We start from the raw sequence: 22,490 nt of genomic DNA, 5'->3' as shown, positions 1-22,490 counted from the left end.
ACCTTAGTTTTGGCTGGGCACCACACCTAATGTTTCTGCATGCTGACTAATATCCAATCCAATGCTTTCTTCATCCTTGCTTACGCGGAGTTTGGTTATCCATGAAGTGATTTTGAAAATCAACAATGATCCAAAGAATGTGAATACACCTACAATGACCATTGCCAGGAGGTGATATAGAAATGTAGTGGAGGTTCCATAAATCAATCCAACATCGGCTGCAAATACACCCGTAAGCAACATGCCTACAATGCCGCCCACGCCATGGCAAGGGAAAACATCCAGCGTATCATCGAGTGAAGTGCGTTGCTTATAGTAAACGGCCAGGTTGCTGACAATGGCCGCAACAAACCCGATGAAAACACTTTGCCCCATCGTAACGAAACCGGCAGCTGGTGTAATGGCTACCAAGCCCACCACAGCACCAATGCAAGCGCCCATCGCAGAAATTCTTCTTCCGACCAGCGCATCAAACATAACCCAGGTAATCATGGCGGAGGCTGAAGCCATGTTGGTTGTGCCAAAAGCCTGCACGGCTAATACATTTGCACCCAATGCTGAACCTGCATTGAAACCAAACCAACCGAACCAGAGCATACCTGTGCCGAGAATAATAAAGGGAATATTGGCAGGTTGATGATTTTTTGTCTCGCGTTTGCCAAGTACGTATGCGCCAGCCAGTGCAGCAAATCCTGCCGACATGTGTACTACCGTTCCGCCAGCAAAATCAAGAACGCCCCATTGCCGCAAGAAACCTTCGGGGTGCCATGTCCAGTGGGCTAAAGGGGTATAGATAAATAATGAGAACAGGCACATGAAAATGAGGTATGAAGTAAACTTTACCCGTTCGGCAAAACTACCGGTGATCAGGGCTGGTGTGATGATGGCAAACTTGAGTTGGAAGAGTGCGAAAATCAGGAAGGGAATGGTAGGAGAGAAATCCGGATGCGTGGATAACCCAACCCCTTTAAAACTAAAGAAGGTTGTTGGGTTCCCAATCAGCCCATGATAACTCTCCCCAAACGCCAGACTAAAACCAACCAAATACCAAAGCAGACTAATCACGCCCAACGCAATAAAGCTTTGCAGCATGGTAGAGATCACATTCTTAAAACTGACCATTCCTCCATAAAAAAAGGAGAGGCCGGGTGTCATGAATAACACAAATGCAGTGGCCACAATCATCCAGGCAGTATCCGCTTGATTGAGGTTTGAGTTTTCGGTGGGGGCAGACTCGTGCGTAGAACTCAAAAGCGAGAGAATCTGCAATAAAATGATGAGTCCGAAAATTATAATGTAACGCGTTTTTGGTTTACTCATGACCCTGTAGTGGTTATATTTTGGGTTAATTTCATATTTTAAGGTTCAAAAATGAACCACTTTTAGTAAAAAATTACCGAAATCGGTTGAATGATGGTTAAAACGATGCCTTATTTTCCATTAGTATGAAATTTTAAGATGACCCAGACATGTTTTCTGTCCCAACCGCCTGTCAAGCCTTTATTTTGATTTCGTTTGAACTTGCTTAGCTTGACAACTTTAAACCTTACCATGAAAAAGCTTTTTTACCTCGTAGGATTAATCTCTACGCTGACTTTAGGCCAAGGCCGGATTTCTGATGCACCTACTGTGAAAGAAGGTGATGGCCCGCATACCCAACTGATCATCCGTGGTGTAACCTTAATTGATGGAACAGGCGCGCCTCCAATTGGCCCGGTTGATATTGTTGTCCGACAAAACCGCATTGAACGTATTGCGATTGTCGGTTATCCGGGTGTGCCGATTACGGAAGAGCGAAGACCCAAGCTTGAAACTGGAGGAAAGGAACTAAATGCAGAAGGCATGTACCTGATGCCCGGATTTGTGGATATGCATGGACATATTGGAGGTGGTCAAGCACCAAATGCAGAATATGTATTTAAATTATGGATGGGCCACGGCATTACCACCGTGCGCGATCCTTCGGCAGGCAATGGTTTGAACTGGGTACTGGATCATAAAAAGAAAAGTGCTGCAAACTCAATTACCGCCCCGCGTATTCATGCTTATACTTCGTTTGGTCAGGGTAGTGATAAGCCCATCAGCACGCCTGAAATGGCGCGCGAATGGGTAAGGGCGAACAAAGCAAAAGGTGCAGATGGTATTAAGTTTTTTGGCGCTGCGCCTGATATCATGCAAGCTGCTTTGGAGGAAAATAAAAAACTGGGCTTGCGTTCAGCCTGTCACCATGCACAGATGGATGTGGCGCGTTGGAATGTGCTTAAATCGGCAAGAGCAGGGTTAACCTCAATGGAACATTGGTATGGTTTACCGGAGGCATTGTTTGTTGATCGCACCATTCAGGATTATCCGCTTGATTATAATTATCAGAATGAGCAACACCGGTTTGAAAATGCAGGCAATTTGTGGAAGCAAGCTGCAGCTCCGTATTCTGAACATTGGAACAATGTAATGAATGAATTATTGAAGCTCGACTTTACACTTGATCCAACCTTTAACATATATGAAGCCAGTCGCGATTTGCACCGCGCACGCAGGGCGGAGTGGCATGAAGAATATACCTTACCGCAACTTTGGAGTTTCTTTCAACCGAACAGACGGGCGCACGGTTCCTACTGGTTTGCCTGGGGAACGGAACAAGAGGTTAACTGGCGCGAGAATTATGCGTTATGGATGAAGTTTGTGAATGAATATAAAAACCGTGGCGGTCGTGTTACAACAGGATCTGATTCAGGTTTTATTTTTCAGTTATATGGATTTGCTTACATCCGTGAGTTGGAACTGTTGCGCGAAGCAGGCTTTCATCCGCTGGAAGTAATTCGTTCGGCCACGTTGTATGGCGCGCAGGCGCTTGGTGTTGAAAAAGATCTGGGCTCAGTTGAAGTAGGCAAACTTGCCGATTTTGTAATTGTTGATCAGAATCCTCTGGAAAACCTTCAGGTGTTGTATGGAACGGGTGCTATTAAACTATCGGATGACAATAAAGCTATTCGGGTTGGAGGCGTGAAATACACCATTAAAGATGGTATTGTCTACGATGCCAAAAAGCTATTGGCTGATGTTCGTAAAATTGTTGCCGATGAAAAGGCCAAAACCGGATTTGTGTTGAAGCAGCCGGGAATGGATTAATCAGAAATTCAAAATTTCTTACTTTTTATTAGGGGCCGTTTTTACGGCCCTTTTTTATTTTCTTAGGAAGGAAACGTATATAGGACAAAATACGTTATATTAGTGGACAAATTTCCCGAGGCCATGAAAGCGAGAAAATATACCCGAAAAGGCACAACCACTTCCCTGCATGAACCGGCAGTGGCTTACGAAAAGGCGCAACAATCGGCTGTTCACCAGCTTTTAGATATCGAATCCATCAAGGTGAATGAGCCATTAAACCGGGTTGATACGTTCCGTAAAGGGTTGCGTAAAAAATCTTTTGATCGCCTAAAGGAAGTAACAGGCCTTGATAACGAAACCCTGGCTTCGGCTTTATCGGTTTCTTCTAAAACTATTCAACGCACAGCCGTTTTTGATGTGGTACAATCGGAAAAAATGTATGCCCTGGCTGAGCTTTATGCCATGGGTATTGAGTACTTCGGTGAAGAGGGCTTTCGCAGATGGATGGATCGCCCGCTGTTTAGTATTGGCAACATTAAGCCCATTAATTTAATTGATGTCACCGAAGGGGTCACGCTTCTAAAAACCGAAATCATGCGGATGCAACACGGTATTGCCGTATGATCATTTACCGGTTGGCCCGAACGGAGTTTTGTGATACTAGTGGTGAGGGAGCAAAACGGTATGGCGGCAGGTGGAACTTACCCGGCCACCCGGCTTTATATGGCAGCAATTCGGTTTCGGCAGCCATGCTGGAACGTTTGACGATTGACCCAGAGCTGTTTGCAGCGGAGCGTTATGTGTTGTATTCCGTAATGGAGTTTAATTGTCCGGATGAGTTCGTGGTTAAACCTGATTTAAAAGAGTTGCCGGAAGGCTGGAATGCCATACCCGCATCAAGGATTTCTATGGAATATGGTACTGAACTTTTAAAACAGGGTACCCTTTGCTTTGAGGTACCCTCAGTGGTTGATCCGTCTTCTTCTACCTTGGTTTTAAATCCGATCTCAAAGGAATTCAGAAAGGTAAAGTGGAAGGTTTATCCCCTCAGGCTCGACCAGCGGATAGTTCGTTAGCCGTTATTGATTTTTCGAATTAATCAGCCCCGAATTGCTACTTTTGCAGTTCTAAAATTTTGAGGAACAGACGGGTATGGAAAACATCCGCAATTTTTGCATAATAGCCCATATTGACCACGGTAAAAGCACGTTAGCCGACCGCTTATTGGAGTTTACCGGTACGCTTACGCAACGCGAAATGCAGGCCCAGGTACTGGATAACATGGATTTGGAGCGTGAAAAGGGCATTACTATTAAGGCACATGCTATTCAGATGAATTATACACTGGATGGCAAGGAATACATCTTAAACCTGATTGATACCCCCGGCCACGTTGACTTTTCGTACGAGGTTTCCCGATCGATAGCGGCCTGTGAGGGCGCCTTATTAATTGTAGATGCCAGTCAGGGTATTGAGGCCCAGACCATCTCTAATTTATACCTCGCCCTTGAGCACGACCTGGAAATTATTCCGGTGATGAATAAGATTGATTTGCCTCACGCTATGCCGGAGGAGGTGACCGATGAGATTGTAGACCTGATCGGATGCAAACCAGAAGATGTGATTCGCGCCAGCGCTAAAGAAGGTATTGGTATTGAGGATATTTTGAAAGCTGTGGTACACCGCATCAAGCCTCCGAAAGGCGATCCGAAAGCGCCTCTCCAGGCTATGATTTTCGATTCGGTGTTTAATTCGTTTCGTGGAATCGAAGTGTATTTCCGTGTGTTCAATGGTTCAATCAAGAAAGGGGATAAAGTAAAATTTGTAAGCACGGGCAAAACCTACGAAGCTGATGAAATTGGCGTATTGAAAATAAACAAGCTTCCCAAAAATGAAATCGGTGCCGGAAATGTGGGCTATCTGATTTCAGGCATTAAAGAAGCCAAGGAAGTGAAAGTGGGGGATACCATCACGCACATTGATAAACCGGGTGTGGCAATCAAAGGCTTTGAAAACGTTAAGCCGATGGTTTTTGCGGGTATCTATCCGGTAGATACAACCGAGTTTGAAGAATTGCGTGCATCTATGGAAAAACTCCAGTTGAATGACGCTTCGCTTGTGTGGGAACCTGAAACTTCGGCTGCTTTGGGTTTTGGTTTCCGTTGCGGATTCCTCGGCATGTTGCACATGGAAATTATTCAGGAACGCCTGGAGCGTGAGTTCGACATGACGGTGATCACGACAGTACCTTCCGTGCAATTCCATGCCATTCGTACGGACGGATCCATGTATGAAATCAATGCCCCATCCGAAATGCCTGATCCGAACACGGTTGATCATATTGAAGAACCCTACATCAAAGCACAGATTATTACCAAATCGGAATTCATTGGCGGCATCATAAAATTATGCATGGATAAGCGCGGGGTGATCAAGAATCAATCCTACCTGACAACCGATCGTGTAGAGATGTCGTTTGAGATGCCGCTGGCAGAAATCGTATTTGACTTCTTTGATAAACTTAAGACCATCTCCAAGGGCTATGCTTCTCTGGATTACCACCTGATTGGTTTCCGTGAATCGGATATGGTGAAGTTGGATATTCAGTTGAATGGTGAAAAAGTAGATGCACTGTCTGCTATTGTACACCGCAGCAAGGCGTATGAGTGGGGTAAGAAGTTATGTGAGAAATTGCGTGAGTTGTTGCCACGCCAAATGTTTGAAATTGCTATTCAGGCTGCTATCGGACAAAAAATTGTTGCCCGCGAAACGGTGAAGGCCATGCGCAAAAACGTATTGGCAAAATGTTATGGCGGGGACATCTCGCGTAAGCGTAAATTGTTGGAGAAGCAGAAGAAGGGTAAAAAGCGTATGCGCCAGGTTGGTAATGTTGAAATTCCGCAGGAAGCGTTTATGGCTGTGTTGAAGATTGATTAATCAATTAATTACAACTTCATGGTTGACGAAAAAACATATACCTTAATTGACGGACGTAAAATTGCCTCACAGATCAAAGAAGAGATCACACAACGTGTGCACGAATTAAAAAGTGAAGGCAAGAAAATTCCGCACCTGGCCATTATTCTGGTAGGCGATGATGGTGCTAGTCAGACGTACGTAGATCACAAAGTGAAGGCGTGCAAGGAGGTAGGTTTTCATTATACCATGATGCGTTTTGCCGATACCATCAGTGAGGATAAATTATTGAAGCACATTGATCAGGTGAACAAAGATCCGGATGTGGATGGCTTTATCGTTCAACTTCCATTACCTGCGCACATCTCGGTAGAAAAAATAACGGAACACATTCGGCCTGAAAAAGATGTAGATGGGTTCACAAATAGAAACTTCGGAAGCATCGTATCTAAAAATCCATTACTCATGCCGGCAACACCCTTTGGTGTGATAGAGCTATTGAAGCGATACAAGGTGGAGACTGAAGGTAAAAATTGTGTAGTGGTTGGTGCCAGTCGGTTGGTGGGTGCACCACTTAGCATGATGTTGGTGGAACAAGGTCGTGCCACAGTAACTGTTTGCCATAAGTATACGAGGGAGTTAAAGAATTTTACGAAGCAGGCTGATATACTCGTAGTTGCCGTGGGCAAACCCGGATTGATTACAGCCGATATGGTTAAAGAAGGTGCAGTTGTGATAGATGTAGGCACCACGCGTGTAGAAGGCCCGCAATACAAAAACGGTTACGCCATAAAAGGTGATGTAGATTTTAAAAATGTAGCGCCTAAGTGTTCATTGATTACACCCGTTCCCGGTGGTGTTGGCCCGATGACGATTGCTTCCTTATTATTGAATACACTGCGCGCCACTGAGCTAAGAAATTCTTAGAAAATTCTAAATCTGAATTTTGAATTCGAAATCTGAAATTTTGAATGCATCGCTTCCGCTAATGGAAGATTTCTATACCATTCAAGGTGAGGGATTTTATCAGGGCCATGCGGCTTACTTTATCCGGTTAGGTGGGTGCGATGTAGGATGTGTGTGGTGTGATGTAAAAGAATCCTGGGATGCGGATCAGCATCCGAAAGTTTCCATTGAGGAAATGGTAAGCAAAGCGAAAAGCAGTGGAAGTGAAATCGCTGTGATCACGGGCGGTGAACCCGCCATGTACAATCTTAGCGAATTGACTGAATCATTAAAGGAGGCTGGGCTGCGAACGCATATCGAGACATCAGGTGCTTATCCATTAACCGGAATTTGGGATTGGGTTTGTTTTTCACCGAAAAAGTTTAAAGCTCCTGATGCATCCATTTATCAACAGGCAGATGAGTTGAAGGTGATTATCTATAATAAGAGTGATTTTGCATGGGCAGAAGAATTTGCAAGCAAGGTAAAGGCTGAATGCAAACTTTTTCTGCAACCTGAATGGTCAAAAGAGAAAGATATGTTACCGTTGATCATTGATTATGTTAAAGCCCATCCTGAATGGCGCATTTCACTCCAGGTGCATAAGTACATGAACATCCCGTAAGGCTGCGCATGACTATTGAATCTTTTGCTCAACAATTAAATGCGTGGGGCGCTGAGCGAACACCCTTTCTGTTTATCGTTGATTTTGAAATGAAAAAGCCTTTGGCTTTTCGGTTGGATGAAGTTGATCCTGCTTCTATTTTATTTAGATTCAATCACGTTAGCAATACAGATCAATCGAGCAGTAAAACCATGGTTAAATTGGTGAAGCATCCGGTTTCAGTTGCGGAGTATAACAGGCGTTTTGATAAAGTATATAGTCATCTTTTATATGGCGATACTTTTCTCACAAACCTGACTGTTAAAACGCCAATCGAATTGAATGCTTCGCTGCGAGAAATCTTTTTTGCAAGTGAAGCGCGTTACAAGCTTTTGTTCAAGAATGAGTTTCTGGTATTCTCACCCGAAACATTTATTCGCATAACGGATGGTAAGATTTTTTCCTTTCCGATGAAAGGGACAATCGATGCACGAATGCCAAACGCGGCTTCCATAATTTTATCGGATAAAAAAGAAGAAGCAGAGCATATTACCATTGTCGATTTAATCCGGAATGATTTGAGTCAGGTGGCAACCAATGTTACTGTTTCACGATTTCGGTATATTGAGGAATTAAAAACCAATCAGAAAAACTTACTGCAGGTTAGCTCGGAAATTTGTGGCCAACTTTCAGATGATTATCATTCACGATTAGGCGAAATACTGGTTGCGCTGCTTCCAGCTGGTTCGGTGAGTGGTGCCCCCAAACCAAAAACGCTTGAAGTAATTCGGGAGGCGGAAGGCGAAGACCGCGGATACTACACGGGTGTGTTTGGCTATTACGATGGTGAAAAACTGGATAGTGCCGTTATGATCCGGTATATTGAAAAATCGAACGATCAGTTTTTTTATCGAAGTGGTGGAGGAATTACCACCCAAAGTAATGCCATGCAGGAGTACAAGGAAGCCATAGACAAGATTTATGTTCCGGTTAATTGAATCGATACGATTGGAAGATGGTGAATGCTTTAATCTCCACTACCATCAACAGCGTATGGACCAGTCGGTGTTATCGCTTTCGGGTACGGTGAATAAAATTCAGTTGGCATCTGTTCTTCAGGAACACAATTTACCGGCTACCGGAAAATTCAAGTGCCGGATTGTTTATTCAGAAACGGGTGTGGCTGAAATGACAATAACACCTTATGAACTCAGAACAATCACCTCACTTAAAATTATTTGTGATAACACAATAGATTATTCACTGAAATTCGAGGACCGCTCTTCTTTGAATAATCTTTTTGCTCAGCGAAACGATTGCGATGATATTCTGATTGTGAAAAATGGATTTGTTACGGATGCATCGTACAGCAATGTTGTGTTTTATGATGGATTGAGGTGGATTACGCCTGCGCAACCCTTATTGAAAGGCATCATGCGCCAATTTTTGCTGGACTCAGGTGTAATTCATGAAGATGCAATTCTGGTTGATCAAATTCCGTTGTTTAAGAAAGTGAAGTTGGTCAATGCCTTATTAGGTTTTGAGGGGCCGGAGCTTTCTGTATCACAGATTGTTTTTTAGTTTTAACGCATGATGGTACGTGTAGAAAATCTGGTCAAGGGACTTGCGGTGATTGTTTTGCTGGGTGTTGGTTCAAATGTATCGGCTCAGGCGCAACTAAGTACAAAATCTAAAAAAGCAATTGAGTTGTATAACGAGGCCGACAATTACCGGGTTCGTCTTCAACATGCCCAGGCAATAGATTTGCTTGAACAAGCCATTGCCAAGGATAAAAATTTTGCTGAAGCCTATTACAGATTAGGCTTGGTTTACATGACCATAAAAAATTATCCTACTGCAATTTCAAATTTTGAAAAGGGATTGTCGCTGACTACTGATCCGCGGAAGCAAAAAGTGTATTGGTTTGATCTGGGGGAAGCAAATCTGATTACCGGTAAGTATGACCGCGCCATTCAATACCTGACCGATTTCATTAACGCAGAGAAACAAAATCTTCAAAAAGCAGAGCGAGCCAATCAATTACTGAACAATGCCAATTTTGCCAAAGCGAATGCTGAAGTCCGCTCGGCTTATAAGCTGAAACCATTGAGCGACACCGTGAACAGCTTTGCCATGCAGTATTTTCCGGTGCTTACAGCCGATCAGCAAGAATTGATTTTTACCAGAAGATTGGGAACGGGTGGTGAACACGATGAGGATATTGTGATTTCAAAGAAGGATGGAAAGGGTAATTGGATGACGCCTGAATCCATTTCAAAGAATATTAACTCTTCTTTAAATGAAGGAACCTGCACCATCTCGGCTGATGGCAGAAAATTGATTTTTACTTCTTGCGTGGGACGGCAAAGCCTGGGAAGCTGCGATTTATATGAAAGCGTAAAAATTGGAAAGGAATGGACGGTGCCTGTAAACCTGGGCCCCATGGTAAATTCAACCGAGTGGGAATCGCAACCCGCATTATCAGCCGATGGAAGGACACTCTACTATGTATCCGATAGGAGAGGCGGTTACGGCAGGCGCGACATATGGGTATCAACCTTGGATGAGCAAGGTCAGTGGACAAAAGCCAGAAATCTGGGTGCGCCCATCAATTCCGTGCATGATGAGATTTCTCCTTTTATCCATGCCAATAATAAGGTATTGTATTTCGCTTCAAAGGGGCATACCGGTTTTGGCGGGTATGATATTTTCTATTCAGAAAGAGCGGGTGATTTATGGTCGGTTCCGGTTAACATGGGAAAGCCGGTAAACGACTATGAAGATCAGTTTTCCTTTTTTATTACGGCAGATGGAGCCAAAGGGTATTACTCTCATGAAGAGTTGGTTGAATCAGGAACAAAAAGTAAGCTCTACGAAATTGCTATTCCTCCCGATCAGCAGGTGAAATCAAAAAGTAACTACGTGCGAGGCACGGTTAAGGATAAGGTGAAACAATCTCCGTTAAAAGCACGGATAGAGTTGTTTAACATAGAAACGAATCAGCGGGAAGCCTTGGTGGAGTCGGATTCGTTGACGGGAGAGTACCTGATGGTATTGACGCAAGGAGCAGAGTATGCTCTTTATGTTAACAAACAGGGTTATCTGTTCACCAGCTCAAATTTCAACTATGCAGAGACCACCGATTTCGAGCCTATTGTTATGGATTTCGAGCTGGAGAAAGCGGCAAAGGGCTCGTCTGTAGTGCTGAAAAACATCTTTTTCGATACCGATAAGTATGATCTGAAAGATAAATCAATAACCGAACTTCAAAAGATTATTCGGTTCCTGAATGAGAACCCCCAGATTCGCATTGAAATAGGCGGCCACACCGACAACACTGGCAGCCCTTCCTATAACCACCAACTCTCCGAAAAAAGGGCACTTTCTGTTTATAATTATCTGGTAAACAATGGAGTAATTAAGGATAAGCTATCCTGGAAAGGGTATGGCCAATCAAACCCTAAAGCTTCTAATGAGACCGAAAGCGGGCGGCAGGAGAACAGGCGAATTGAATTCCAAATAAAATAGGGTACTATTAGGGCAGAGCCATCTCTGCAAACGTTTGTTTGGGGTTTTATCAGAACAAAAATCTTTGTTCTGAACTATTCATCATTCAAAAATTTTGTAATATGTTTGATGACTTAAAACTTAATTAATTATTAACCTAAAAACTTACAAGAATGAAGAGACTTTTACTCTTGAGTTCGATGGTGCTGTTCATTGCTGCAGGCAATGTATTCGCACAAAATCGTACAGTCTCCGGTAGGGTGACCTCCACAGAGGATGGATCCACACTACCGGGTGTAAACGTTGTGCTTAAAGGCACATCAATTGGTACAGCAACTGATGCTGATGGAAGGTATTCGATTTCTGTTCCGGCATCAGGTGGTATACTTGTTTTCTCCTTTGTTGGGCTACAAACTCAGGAAATTGTAATCGGTGACAGGAGTATTGTAGATGCTTCTCTTGTTCTTGATGCAACACAACTTAGCGAGGTGGTTGTTACAACCTTTGGAGAGGCAAAAAGATCTTCTTTCACAGGATCGTATTCTCAAATAACTGCTGAGAATATCGCTACTCGTCCTCTTAGTAATGTTATTACTGCTATCGCGGGTTCAACGGCTGGTGTAACAACCACGTCCGCTACAGGTCAGCCTGGAGCTGCCCCTGATATTCGGATTCGTGGTTTCAGTTCAATTGGCGCAGGCAATTCCCCTTTATATGTTGTGGATGGTGTTCCCTATACCGCAAGTATTGCCAACCTGAGTGCCGATGACATTGAGACCTTAACTGTATTAAAAGATGCAGCCTCTACGGCTCTGTATGGTTCGCGAGCAGCAAACGGTGTGGTGATGATAACAACCAAGAAAGGAAAGAGTAAGGAAGGAGGAACAATTAATTTACGTTACACCAAGGGCTTTAGTACCCGTGGTTTACAGGAGTATGATCGTGTTGGCCCTGATGAATATTACCCACTTATGTGGGAAATGTTACGAAACAATTTAGCATTTACAACAACTGGCACTGGAACTGGCCAAGCTTTGGCAACAGCAGGTGCCAACGCCTCGGCAACATTAGGTACAAATGTTAGGTATAATGTTTACGATGTTCCGTTTGACCAGTTGGTGGATGCCAATGGCGTAATGAACCCTAATGCGAGACTTCTATACAGTCTGAGTGATTTGGACTGGGAAGCTCCGATTATGAGACGTGGCAACCGGGATGAAATTAATTTGAATTTCTCCGGTGGTTCTGAAAAGTCTGATTTTTATATATCACTATCTTATCTTAAGGATTTGGGTTACCAAATCAAATCGGATTATGAGCGATACACTGCCCGTATCAATTACAATACTCAAATCAATAGCTGGCTTAAAACCGGTGGAAATTTATCCACTACAATTACCGAGTCAAGACAGTCAGCTGCTGACGGGGGTACTTCATTTGTTAATCCTTTCTTTTTCTCCAGAGGCATGGGCCCCATTTTTCCTGTTTACGCCTTTGACCCGGCAAACCCAGGATCTTTCTTGTTGCGAGACGGTGAAAGATTCTATGATTATGGTAACATGTCTGCATTGGGATTGCCTAACCGTCCGCAGTATGGCGGTCGGCATGCCATTGCCGAAACTAAGTTGAATGAGGATTTCTTTAGAAGGAATGTGTTGGGTGTTCGCGGGTATACTGAAATCTCTTTTTTGAAGGATTTCAAATTTACCTTTAATGCAGGAGCAGATTTAACCAATCAAAATGATGTAACCTACGGAAATCCTGAAATCGGGGATGGTGCTCCAGCTGGTCGTACAACCCATGGTTTCAGCAACATCTCTAACTTCAACTTCAACGAACTGTTGACTTACAACAAATCATTTGGTTCTCATAATATTTCGGTACTTCTTGGCCATGAGAACTGGAACAGACGTGAAAATTTTGTCTCCGTCTCTAGGTCAACTCAGTCGCTTGAAGGAAATATCGAGCTCTCCAACTTTGCCGTGTTAACGGCTGGTACTGGCAGTTTGGACAGGTATAGAGTGGAGGGTTATCTCTCCCGTATAAACTATGATTTCAATGAGAAGTATTTCGCATCAGTTTCTTTAAGGAGAGACGGATCTAGTAAATTTAATAAAGATGTACGCTGGGGTAATTTCTTAGCCATAAGTGGTGCCTGGAGATTGGATCAGGAAGATTTTATTCGAAATATTTCTGTTATCAGTCAGCTAAAACTTAGGGCATCTTATGGTCAAACCGGAAACGACTCTGGGATTAGCTTCTATGCATGGCAACCACTTTATAACTTAGGCTGGAATAACGCGGGTGAGCCTGGAATTTTGCAAGGCAGTTTAGGTAATCCCAATTTAACCTGGGAATCAAGCGATGCTTCAGATATCGCTCTCGAATTTGGTGTACTGAATAACCGGATAACAGGAACAGTTGAATACTTTAACAGGGCTTCTTCTGACCTGATTTTCGCTGTTCCCATGCCCCTTTCATCTGGTGTAACCACAGTTACTAAAAATATTGGTCAGATGGTGAATCGAGGTATTGAATTAACCATAGGCGCTGAAGTATTGAAATTGGGTGATTTCTCGTGGCAATTGGATGTAAACGCAACAAGACTTAAGAATGAGATAACCAAAATGCCTGAAGAAACACCAGAAATAATCGATGGCACTAAAAAGTTGAAAGAGGGCCGTTCACTTTATGATTTTTGGTTAAGAGAATACATGGGAGTAAGACCGGACAATGGAGATGCGCTCTATCGTGCTGAAACCTATAACCCTGCAAATTCATTTATTACGGAGCAGGGAGACACCTTGACATCGTCTATTTCCAATGCCCGTTTTCGTTATGCCGGGACTTCAATCCCTAAGTTATCCGGAGGATTTACGAATACATTCCGGTATAAGAGTATCTCCCTGTCGGTTGTAGCGGTTTACCAGCTTGGTGGAAAAATTTATGATGGGGCTTATGCCAGTCTGATGGGTTCCGGTGGATTTGGCAGCGCCAAGCATGTGGATATTATGAACAGATGGCTTCCAGGTGAACCAACTAATGTGTGGACCTTAAATAATTCGCATGTGCCACGTATGGATGATGGCCGCACAGCTGATTATAATGGAGCTTCGGACAGGTGGCTGATTGATGCCAGCTTTTTGAACCTTCGTTCAGTTACTCTTTCTTATGAAATTCCAAAAAATTGGGCTAGTAAGGCGTTCTTAAACAGAGCACAAGTATATATAAGTGGAGAGAACCTGATGTTCCTTTCGAAAAGGGATGGTATGAATGTGCAGCAGAACTATGGCGGTACGACAAGTAACGTGTATAGCCCTGCCAGGAGTGTTGTTTTTGGAGCTTCTTTAACACTTTAAAAGTATGATGGTTATGAAAAGTAAAATTTCAGTTTTTCTTCTTGTGGCGTTTTCTTTCCTCACATTATCGTGTGGTGAAGATTATCTGGACACAGCCCCCACGGCAAGTGTTGATGCCAGTGCAGCGTTCTTAACGACTAAAAATGCAGAGGCTGCCGTAAATGGCATTATCCGCACATTTTATGCACAGTATGGCACATATGGTTCGCAGGGATATGGTAATCATACCGCTTTGTTGCATGTATGGGATACTATGGGCGATGATTTGGTACTGCCCAACACTACCAATACATGGCATTTAAATGACGCAAGATGGATTGGTCATAGAACGGATGTGAATGTATCGACAGCAATGCCCTACCGTTACTATTACAGGATAATCGGAAACACCAACACGGCTATTGCCAATATTGATAATGCTGCAGGTTTGCAGGCTGACAGAGACCGGTTAAAGGGCGAGGTTCATTTCTTACGGGCTTACGCTTATTTTCTCTTGGTTCAGATGTATGGTAAGCGGTACGAGGCCGGTGTTAATAATAGTCAACTGGCTGTTCCGCTTGTACTAACACCTACTACCGAAGGGCAACCCAGAGCAACGGTTGAAGAAGTTTATGCGCAAATTAATGCCGATCTTGATGTGGCCATTAACTTGCTGCCTTCAACACCAGTGAATAAATCTCATGCCGATAAAGAAGTGGCTAAAGGTCTTAAGGCAAGAGTTGCCCTTGTTCAGCAAAATTGGGCATTGGCAGAAACCCTGGCCAATGAGGCCCGCCAGGGTGTTACATTAATGACTCCCGCGGAATATCAATCAGGTTTCTCGAACATTACCATGGGAGAATGGATGTGGGGAATTGATCATCTTGAAGATCAAACAGCGTTTTTCTGGGGTTTTCACTCTTATATGTCCTGTAACTTTAATTCAACGGCTATCAGACTTAATCCTAGATGTATAAGTAGTGCATTATATAATCAAATTCCGGCTACTGATGTAAGGAAAACAATGTGGGCAGCAACGGCAAATGACCCTAATACAATTGCTCCTCCAGGCGGCATTAAACCAGCCTATATGACACAAAAATTTAGGCTTGATGTAGCGGCCCCTGCCACCAGCTATATGGGTGACGTTCCTTTTATGAGAGCGGCTGAAATGTATTTGATTGAAGCTGAGGCACAGGCAAGGCAGGGTGGGGCTAAGGAAACTGCTGCACAAAATACGCTGTTTGCTTTAGTGAGTACACGTGATCCTAATTATGTAACCTCTACCAATACAGGAACAGCCTTGATTGATGAAATTTTGTTCCATAGAAGGATAGAATTGTGGGGAGAAGGTTTCCGGTTCTTCGATTTGAAGCGCATGAATCTTCCGCTTAACCGAAACGGATCCAATCACGTATCAGCTGTAATCGGGGGTTTGTTTGATGTACCTGCAGGAGATGTACGTTGGGAGTATCTTATTCCGCGTGCCGAATTGGATGCTAATAAAGCTTTAGCTGGTCAGCAGAACCCTTAATAATTATATTAATGACTTTAATTAACGCATTGAATATGAAGAAAATGATAAAGCAGTTTTTGATTGTGGCTATGGGCTTACTGCTGCTTGTTGTATCGGGATGTTCCGATGATGATGTTACAAGAGAATTTAACGTCATCGTCAAAGCAACTTATGTTATCCCTACAGCTGAGCAAGCGACAACCACGGGTACTGTTCCGGTTGATGAAACCAACTATAAACTGGGCGATCAAGTTACCCTCCTTGGAAATACTGGTAACCTGCAAAGGACTAACGGGCTTTTATTTGCCGGATGGTCAGTACCAGGTTCGACTGCCGTGCATCAACCCGGCAGCAGTTTTACTATTCCAATGACCTTGCCATCTTCTACCTATACAGTTACTGCCAGATGGGGTTACACGGTAACTTATAACGGAAATGGTAGCGATGGAGGAACTGCACCTGTTGATGGTAATGTATATGTACAAGCGGCTACTGTTACGGTTGCTGGTGTAGGCACTTTGACGAGAACCGGTTTTATTTTTAACGGTTGGAATACCGCTGCAAATGGTTCAGGAACTGCACGCGCTGCGGGTTCTACTTTTGCCATGGGTACAGCTCATGTTACCCTATATGCTCAATGGGTGCCGGAATAAGTTTTGGCCGGTAACTAAATCCTTATTAGGAGATTAGCAGATTAAATAATGCTAGAAATACAAGAGGCTGTCATTATAAAAAATGGCAGCCTCTTGTTGTTTAAGGTTTTCGGAAAGAGAAGACTTGTAAAGATGCGGATGGTTTGAGCTATTTGCTTTAAAAAACCAGCCAAATTTTATTTCGACAGTAAAGGTCAAGATAAACGGGTATCGCTGAATTTGTTCGATAATAGCTCAATTACAAGAAAAACACAGATTCCTTGGTAATTATAGAGCAGGCAAAATCAAATTTTAGTAGTTCTGCTATTTTACCAATGTAAATTTTGTTTTATGTTTGGTAAAACAAATAACCTAAACTTAAACCTATTGTTATGAGAAAACTTCTACTTGCTACGGCATGTGTTTTCTTGTTGAGCCATGCACTTTTGGCTCAAGAACGCACAGTGTCTGGTCGGGTTACGTCAACTGAGGATGGCTCTCCGCTTCCTGGAGTGAACGTAATCGTAAAAGGAACCTCTATTGGAACATCAACAGATGCCGATGGAAGGTACTCCCTTTCAGTTTCATCCCCGGGTGGGGCATTAGTATTTTCGTTTATCGGTCTTCAAACTCAAGAGATTCAAATAGGAGATCGATCAGTCGTAGACATTTCATTGGCCTTGGATGTTACCCAGTTAAATGAAATCATTGTTTCTGGTGTTGCAGGGGCTACTGATAAGCGAAAAATGACTGTTTCTGTTACAAAAGTTAGTGAAGCGCAAATTAATGCAGTACCAGCCCTTTCAATTGCTTCAGCATTGACAGGTAAGGTAGCGGGTTTGCGAACATCTTCAGTAGGCGGAGCTCCTGGACAGCAGGTGGATTTACTGTTGAGAGGGGACAACGTATTAAATGTTAGTGCAGCCCCTCTTATCTTACTGGATGGAATCATTATGAATGGTAGCTTAGCTGACCTCAACGTTGATGATGTTGAGTCAATGGAAGTTATTAAAGGCGCTGCTGCATCTGCATTGTACGGATCTCGTGCTGGTAATGGTGTTATAGCAATTACCACTAAAAGAGGAAAGAGTGGGTCCATGGGACGCCCCCAGATCACTATCAGAAATGAAGTTGGTTTCCAAAGCTTACAGAATTATCTGGAGACAGCAAAATCTCATATGTATAGATTGGCACCTGATTGGGAACAGTTTAAAGGTCAGTTTACAAAATACGATGGTGTGACTTTTCCTGCCGGTTATACTGGAGGATACAATCCTGCTATTTCAGGTTCCAGATCTATAGATGATGATGGCTATATGGATAATCCTTATGGTGTTTACCGATTTGATCCGGCTAAGGTATTTCAAACCGGAGGATCACTCACCAATTATATCGGTATTGGTAACAGGTCTGAAAAAAATAACATCTTCTTGTCTTTTGAGAACAACGTGCAGGAAGGTGTAGTGCAATATCGTGATGGATATAGAAGACAGAATTTTCGTTTCAATATTGATCAAGAATTAACACCTTGGTTAAGAATAAGTGCCTCCAACCTGTTTATTAACAGACAGGTAGAGCAACCCGCAGGAATATTTTACAATGTGGCTCGGATGGAGCATGATGTGGATTTATTCGCTCCAAATCCTGATGGCCAACCCTATAACTTAAGAGTTAATCACTTTAATGGCGAAGTTGTTAACCCGTTGTATGGCTTATATAAACAGAAGGATAACAGACATTCGCGTAGGTGGATGGGTAATTATACAGCCAATGTCGAATTTGCAAGTTGGGCAAACCTTGATGTTACCCAGACATTTGAAATTGAAAATTATAGAAGAGAGCTAATCAATCCTAAGGACACATGGACAACCCAAGGAGTTTATAGTGGTGGCGGTATGACCCACGAGAGCAGTGAAACGAGCACTCAAAACACGCAAGTCACCCTTAATCTGAATAGACAGTTTGGCGACCTGATCGTTAGATCCAAGTTGTCTTACTTGTATGAGGATCGTCACTTTGAATCAACTTCTGTGAGCGCTTCTGTTTTCAGAGTAACCGGTATAGAAGCATTCAATAACTTTGCTTCTATCAACAATGCTGGATCAAGTAAAACAAACGAAATAGCTCAAAATTATTTCGCCATTCTGGGGTTAGATTATAAAGACAAGTACCTGTTTGACGGGATGTTCCGTTATGATGGATCTTCACTTTTCGGTCCTGATGCCCGTTGGAACCCTTATTACAGATTGTCAGCAGGTTATAGAATCTCTCAAGATTTCAGCATTCCAGGTATTGATGAATTGAAAATCAGAGCAGCTTACGGTACTGCTGGTATTCGCCCTGACTTCTCATGGCAGTATCAGATATTCAACCTGTCGCAGGGTAATGCAACCAAAGCTCAAGATGGAAATAGGTTGCTGAAACCTTCCCAAACGGCAGAAACTGAATTGGGCTTGAATGTCGATTTCTTGCAGAAATTTAATTTCGAAGCAGTTTATGCGCAATCTGTTACTACGGATCAATTCCTAAATGTTTCTCTTATTCCATTTTTGAATGGAGGTTACAGCAATAGATGGCAAAATGCCGGTTCAATCGAATCCAAAACGTTGGAGATGACATTGGGTGCCAATTGGATGAGGACTAATAACTTTTCATGGAGTTCCAATGTTGTATTCTCGAGAGTTCGTCAGAAGATCACTGAGTTGCCAATTCCTGCATATTGGTTAAATCCGGTTAGTGGTGATGTTACGGCCTTCCGTGTTGCTGCTGGGGAAACTTATGGTGCGATTTATGGCCACAGAATGGTAAGAACGCTGGCGGAAATGGCTAATCAGCTTCCTGAAGGAGATGTAATTGGCGACTATGTAGTGAATAGTGAGGGATATGTGATAGCTGCCGGTACGGAAGGTACGGTTAATGAAAGGCCAATCCTTTATCAGGAAAACGGAGAGGTTTGGTTAGGCAAAATCGGTGATGGAAATGCAAAATTTATTATGGGTATTGCTAACACGCTTACTTATAAGGGACTCTCGTTCTATATGTTGCTGGATTGGAAGAATGGTGGTGACGTTTATAACAGTAACGATCAACGTTTGGCATTTAACAACATTAGTAAGAGACAGGATATGACAAATGTTCCGGACGACCAAAAGAAAGCTGCATCTTACTGGAGTGTAGGTATGTATGATGCAAATTTTGCTAACGCTTATTGGGTAGAAGATGCAAGCTACCTGAAATTAAGAGAAGTGGCGATTGGCTATACTATACCAGCCAAAGTGCTTAGCGGATTTTTGAATGGCACAATAAAGGGTGTTACAATAAAGGCGGTTGGTAGAAATCTGTACACATTTACAGGATATTCTGGTTATGATCCAGAAGTGGGCACAGTGAGACAGCCAATAGACGGTATTGGTGCAAATCCGATATATCGAACTATTGCGTTCTCTCTTGGATTTAATTTGTAGAACGAAAAACAAAAAGAACATGAAAAAGTTTAATAAATCCTTATTCGTTGCATTGGCAACCGTAGGTTTGTTATTTGGATGCGAAGATTTGGATGTTCCTAATGAGAATACTCCGGATTTTTCGAAGGTGTTGTCTTCGCCTGAAGATGTAGAAACGGTAGCTGGTAGTATTTATAATACCGTATTCAGCGGCCAGCACAGATTGAATGGTATAGAGCCGATGTTGGCAACAGCAGCTGATCATGTAACCTGTTCATGGGGTAACTTTGGTATGCGTGATATGTCGTGGGAGCCTCGTGATTTTGCATGGAACAATACTCCTACTTATGCCAATCAAGCTCAAACTAAGTCTTCTTACGATCGTTGGTATTCAGCAATCGGTTCGGCAACTGATGTGTTGACTGCCATAGATATTCAAGGTATGCAAATTGTGATTGGAGGTGTAAATCAAACTACCCGTGCTAAAGCTTTTGCTAAGTTTGGATTAGGCTTGGCCTATGGTAACCTGGCGTTGGTATTTGATAAGGCCCATGTTGTTGACGAGACCAAGAGTGCAGAGGGTACACTGAATGCAGCACTTCCTTATCAGGATGTTGCGAATGCAGCAATAGCCTATCTTGAAGAGGCCTTAGCCCTATCAGATGCTGCTTTCACAATTCCTGCATCGTGGATGGGAGGCCCTTCTGACATAAGCAGTGCCGATTTTAAAAAGATAATAAATACATCTATTGCACGCATTCTAGCATATCTCCCTAGAAACTCTGCGGAACTTGCAACTGTTAACTGGGCTAAAGTAAGAACCCATGCAGATAATGGTATTACTTCTGATTGGCTTATTCAAATGGATGGTACAACAAGATGGTACATGGAATCTGCTGATTATTTGACTTATCCAGGCTGGGGAAGAACAGATATGTATGTTGCTCATTTGATGGAACCGTCTTTACCGCAACACTGGGATGATAGCCCTACGTTTCCACATCCTGCTGAGCCAGCAGATCCAATGGATAATCGCTTGGAGACAGATTTTCAATATTTGGCTTCAAATGATTTTCTTGCTGCAAGAGGATATTATCACTACAGTTGCTATAGATTTAAGCGATATGATGCCATTTATGTTGCTGCTATTGGTCCAAAGCCAACAGTAATGTTGGAAGAGAATAATTTGCTCAGAGCTGAAGCCAGAGCTTATACAGGAGATTTAGCGGGAGCAGCAGCAATTATAAATGCTGGAACTCGGGTTACTCGTGGTGGTTTGGATCCGGTAGCCGCCAATCTTAATGCAATTATTGATGCTATTCATCATGAGCGTCACGTTGAGCTGTACACCACAGGTGCAGGTATTCAATTCTTCGAAATGAGAAAGCGGGATTTGTTACAGGAGGGAACTCCGTTGCACCTGCCGATACCTGGCCAAACTCTTCAATTGTTTGGACTGAACCAGTTCTACACATTTGGAACAACTGCTAACGCGGATGGAGTTGGTACCTCTAATGGAGGCTGGAGGTAGTCGGTTTTTTTTAAATAGTGATACAAAGAAGAGGTCACAAGGTTTTGTGACCTCTTCTTTTTATTTAAACTTTTTAAAATTCATGACACTATTCAAATAATTCTTAAATCAACTTAATATAAGTATATTAAGGCTGATCGTTTAGAGTCTAAGGAATGAGGTTAAGTTTCTTTTTTATTATTCTGCTGTTTGTGGCAGGATGTCATCTTTCGTTTGCTCAAGCTGTAAATCCGGAGGGGAGTACTATTTCCGAAAGTGCCATTAATAAGGCAAAGCAGGTATACATTGATTTCTTTATTGATCAGATGCAATTGTACAATGGCGTAAAGTACAATGAGGTACTAAGAAATACTGACATTGATCGTGGTCATCCTTTCTTTTTAAAGGAAGAGCTGATTAAGGGTTTAATCCGGTATAATAATGTAACATACAATGATGTTTTATTGCAGTATGATATTGTAACTGATCAAGTCATTACTGTTTTACCAAACACGAATTACAAGATTTCTTTGATAAAAAATCATATTCAGGAGTTTAATTTGCTAGGTCACCGGTTCGTGCAGATAAGTAGTGATGGGATTGTCTCTGGATTTTATGAGGTATTATTAGATGGCCAGTTTAAAGTATTTGTGAAACGAAGGAAATCAATTTCAGAATCATATTATAACAATAATCTTTTTATTAAGAGAAATTATTCTGAGAGAAATGATTTGTATGTTTTGAGTAACAATACTTTCTATTTGATAAAGGGAAAAAAATCATTACGCCCGATTTTTAGTCAAAACATGAAAGCATTTAATTCGGCTTCCCAGAATGTTAGTGTTTCATTTAAAAGGGAGAAGGAAAGATATGTAGTTCGGCTCATAGAGTATTATATTAATCTGAATTGATTCAGGTATGCGATTGAACCGGCATTTATATTTTATAGGCGTAGTGGTGTGTATAGT

Annotated in this window: 16 protein-coding genes; 15 read left to right on the top strand and 1 reads right to left on the bottom strand. The window is 42.6% G+C overall.

Features of this window, described 5'->3' with window-relative positions:
* Positions 1–3: 3 nt before the first annotated feature.
* Positions 4–1,320, bottom strand: coding sequence for an ammonium transporter (locus tag QY309_13680; protein ID WKZ58912.1), 1,317 nt, complete (start codon positions 1,318–1,320; stop codon positions 4–6).
* A gap of 231 nt (positions 1,321–1,551) precedes the next feature.
* Here QY309_13680 and QY309_13675 point away from each other — a divergent pair, with 231 nt between their 5' ends.
* The 15 genes from QY309_13675 to QY309_13605 all read left to right on the top strand — a co-directional run bounded on the left by QY309_13675 (position 1,552) and on the right by QY309_13605 (position 22,433).
* Positions 1,552–3,129: an amidohydrolase family protein gene (locus tag QY309_13675; GenBank protein WKZ58911.1), complete on the top strand. Its 1,578-nt coding sequence runs from the start codon at positions 1,552–1,554 to the stop codon at positions 3,127–3,129.
* 123 nt (positions 3,130–3,252) lie between these two features.
* Positions 3,253–3,735, top strand: coding sequence for a DUF2384 domain-containing protein (locus QY309_13670; protein WKZ58910.1), 483 nt, complete (start codon positions 3,253–3,255; stop codon positions 3,733–3,735).
* Positions 3,732–4,187, top strand: coding sequence for an RES family NAD+ phosphorylase (locus QY309_13665; protein WKZ58909.1), 456 nt, complete (start codon positions 3,732–3,734; stop codon positions 4,185–4,187). The genes QY309_13670 and QY309_13665 overlap by 4 nt, the downstream gene beginning before the upstream one ends.
* A 76-nt stretch (positions 4,188–4,263) precedes the next feature.
* Positions 4,264–6,048, top strand: a complete 1,785-nt coding sequence (gene lepA, locus QY309_13660) for a translation elongation factor 4 (GenBank protein WKZ58908.1) — start codon at positions 4,264–4,266, stop codon at positions 6,046–6,048.
* An 18-nt stretch (positions 6,049–6,066) separates the two neighbouring features.
* The gene (locus QY309_13655) at positions 6,067–6,954 is read left to right on the top strand and encodes a bifunctional 5,10-methylenetetrahydrofolate dehydrogenase/5,10-methenyltetrahydrofolate cyclohydrolase (GenBank protein ID WKZ58907.1); all 888 of its coding nucleotides are present in this window, start codon (positions 6,067–6,069) and stop codon (positions 6,952–6,954) included.
* Between the two features lie 61 nt (positions 6,955–7,015).
* Positions 7,016–7,597 carry a 7-carboxy-7-deazaguanine synthase QueE gene (locus tag QY309_13650; GenBank protein ID WKZ61705.1) on the top strand — a complete coding sequence of 194 codons (582 nt, stop codon included), beginning with the start codon at positions 7,016–7,018 and terminating at the stop codon, positions 7,595–7,597.
* An 8-nt stretch (positions 7,598–7,605) separates the two neighbouring features.
* Positions 7,606–8,574: an aminodeoxychorismate synthase component I gene (locus tag QY309_13645; GenBank protein WKZ58906.1), complete on the top strand. Its 969-nt coding sequence runs from the start codon at positions 7,606–7,608 to the stop codon at positions 8,572–8,574.
* The gene (locus QY309_13640) at positions 8,558–9,157 is read left to right on the top strand and encodes an aminotransferase class IV (GenBank protein WKZ58905.1); all 600 of its coding nucleotides are present in this window, start codon (positions 8,558–8,560) and stop codon (positions 9,155–9,157) included. Before QY309_13645 ends, QY309_13640 begins: the two co-directional genes overlap by 17 nt.
* A 9-nt stretch (positions 9,158–9,166) precedes the next feature.
* Entirely contained in the window at positions 9,167–11,104 is a 1,938-nt protein-coding gene (locus tag QY309_13635) for an OmpA family protein (GenBank protein WKZ58904.1), read from the top strand.
* A gap of 152 nt (positions 11,105–11,256) precedes the next feature.
* Complete coding sequence (locus tag QY309_13630) at positions 11,257–14,442, top strand: SusC/RagA family TonB-linked outer membrane protein (protein WKZ58903.1); 3,186 nt, start codon at positions 11,257–11,259, stop codon at positions 14,440–14,442.
* Between the two features lie 13 nt (positions 14,443–14,455).
* Positions 14,456–15,955 carry a RagB/SusD family nutrient uptake outer membrane protein gene (locus tag QY309_13625; GenBank protein ID WKZ58902.1) on the top strand — a complete coding sequence of 500 codons (1,500 nt, stop codon included), beginning with the start codon at positions 14,456–14,458 and terminating at the stop codon, positions 15,953–15,955.
* Positions 15,956–15,990: 35 nt separating this feature from the next.
* Complete coding sequence (locus tag QY309_13620) at positions 15,991–16,590, top strand: InlB B-repeat-containing protein (GenBank protein ID WKZ58901.1); 600 nt, start codon at positions 15,991–15,993, stop codon at positions 16,588–16,590.
* 371 nt (positions 16,591–16,961) lie between these two features.
* The gene (locus tag QY309_13615; GenBank protein ID WKZ58900.1) at positions 16,962–20,033 is read left to right on the top strand and encodes a SusC/RagA family TonB-linked outer membrane protein; all 3,072 of its coding nucleotides are present in this window, start codon (positions 16,962–16,964) and stop codon (positions 20,031–20,033) included.
* A gap of 19 nt (positions 20,034–20,052) precedes the next feature.
* Positions 20,053–21,543 (top strand): hypothetical protein, encoded by a 1,491-nt coding sequence (locus QY309_13610; GenBank protein WKZ58899.1) that lies wholly within the window; start codon positions 20,053–20,055, stop codon positions 21,541–21,543.
* 191 nt (positions 21,544–21,734) lie between these two features.
* Positions 21,735–22,433: a hypothetical protein gene (locus QY309_13605; GenBank protein WKZ58898.1), complete on the top strand. Its 699-nt coding sequence runs from the start codon at positions 21,735–21,737 to the stop codon at positions 22,431–22,433.
* Positions 22,434–22,490 lie beyond the last annotated feature (57 nt).

The organism is Cyclobacteriaceae bacterium, from assembly GCA_030584025.1.
Taxonomy (GTDB): domain Bacteria; phylum Bacteroidota; class Bacteroidia; order Cytophagales; family Cyclobacteriaceae; genus UBA2336.
Note: the sequence above shows the minus strand (reverse complement) of the source record. Positions and strands in the feature narration are given on the sequence as shown.